The organism is Acinetobacter sp. YH12129 (assembly GCF_013418685.1).
Lineage (GTDB): Bacteria > Pseudomonadota > Gammaproteobacteria > Pseudomonadales > Moraxellaceae > Acinetobacter > Acinetobacter amyesii.
On the sequence record NZ_VPBP01000074.1, the window covers coordinates 1 to 1,482 of the forward strand.

At 43.5% G+C, this 1,482-nt stretch carries 1 protein-coding gene; it reads left to right on the forward strand.

Annotation, left to right across the window (positions count from 1 at the left end):
* Positions 1 to 92: 92 nt before the first annotated feature.
* On the forward strand, positions 93 to 1,427 hold the full coding sequence (locus tag FTU65_RS16100; RefSeq protein WP_103254392.1) for an ISNCY family transposase: 1,335 nt from the start codon (positions 93 to 95) through the stop codon (positions 1,425 to 1,427).
* Positions 1,428 to 1,482 lie beyond the last annotated feature (55 nt).

A 1,482-nucleotide genomic window follows, 5' to 3' on the forward strand; every position in this document is an offset into this window, starting at 1 on the left:
TGTTAGAACCCATTTAAAGTGTCTGTATTCTCACCAATAAAAATGTCTAGTTTATGATGATTTAACCATCATGGACTGGATATGAAATATAGATGCTGATCACTATGTCTGACAAAGAAATTCAACGTCTTGCGGTTCTGCAAGACGTTCGAGATCATCGTATTACCCAAGTCCGTGCTGCTGAAATCCTGAATCTTTCCACCCGTCAAATTACCCGGTTATTGCAGAAGCTCAATCAAGATGGTGTTTCAGGTCTGGCTCATGCCAGTCGTGGTCAACCTGGCCATCGTCGCCATGATGACTTGTTAAAAGCAAAGTGCCTTTCCATTATTTCTGAACATCTGCTGGGCTTTGGGCCCACCTTGGCGCATGAGAAGCTCAGCAGCATGTTTGAGCTGAATATTCCTGTGGAAACAGTTCGTCGCTGGATGACTGCCAATGAGCTCTGGATTCCGCGATCCAAGCGTCTGAAACGTCCATATCAGCCTAGATATAACCGTGATTGCTTCGGTGAACTGATCCAGATTGATGGCTCCTATCATGACTGGTTTGAAGGACGATCCGCCAAATGCTGTTTGCTGGTTTATATCGATGACGCCACTGGAAAGCTGTTGCATCTGCGCTTTTGTGAGGCTGAAACGACCTTCGACTATATGCTTTCCACGAGAGCCTACATTAAGCAATATGGCAAGCCTTTGGCCTTTTATAGCGATAAACACTCAGTATTCCGAGTGAATCAGAAATCGAGCCAAGACAGCAAGATCACGCAATTTGGGCGGATTCTGAATGAGTTAAACATCGATATTATTTTTGCCAACTCACCACAGGCCAAAGGACGTGTGGAACGTGCTAACAGGACACTTCAGGATCGTCTGATCAAAGAGATGCGTCTGGAAGGCATCAGTTCGATTGCTGAAGCCAATGCTTGGCTACCCTGCTTCATTGAGCAGTTCAATCAGAAGTTCGCCAAGTGTGCGCGTAACTCAAAGAATTTACATCGACCATTAACCGAATCTGATCTTGAACTGGATGATATTTTTACCTGGCAGGAACCACGTAAGGTCACCAAGAATCTAACCCTGACGTATGACAAATGTATTTATATGCTTGAACCGACTGAATTGAACCAGAAATTAGTTGGACAATACATTTCATTTCTGGAGTACCCGGATGGCACTGTTGCGATCATGTATGAAGGACGGAAGATCAACTACAGTATCTTCAATAAACTGACTGGACTGCAGCAGAATGAAGTGGTTGAGAATAAACGGTTAGGCGCAGTTCTGGCCCATATCCAACAACAGCATGAAGAGTTGGAAAAACAGAATAAACGTTCCCGTGCCAAGAAAAGTATGCCGAGTCGTAAAGCTCAGAAAGCTAGCAATGAACAAAGAAATTTAAATCCTGTTCTTGACTCTTGCAGTTAAAAACAGGACATTTTAAATGGTTTATCGCATAGACATTTTAATTGGTGAATAACAC

Bases quoted from the DNA above. Each gene is read 5' to 3' on its own strand.
- FTU65_RS16100 (WP_103254392.1), top strand. From the start codon at position 93: ATGCTGATCACTATGTCTGACAAAGAAATTCAACGTCTTGCGGTTCTG.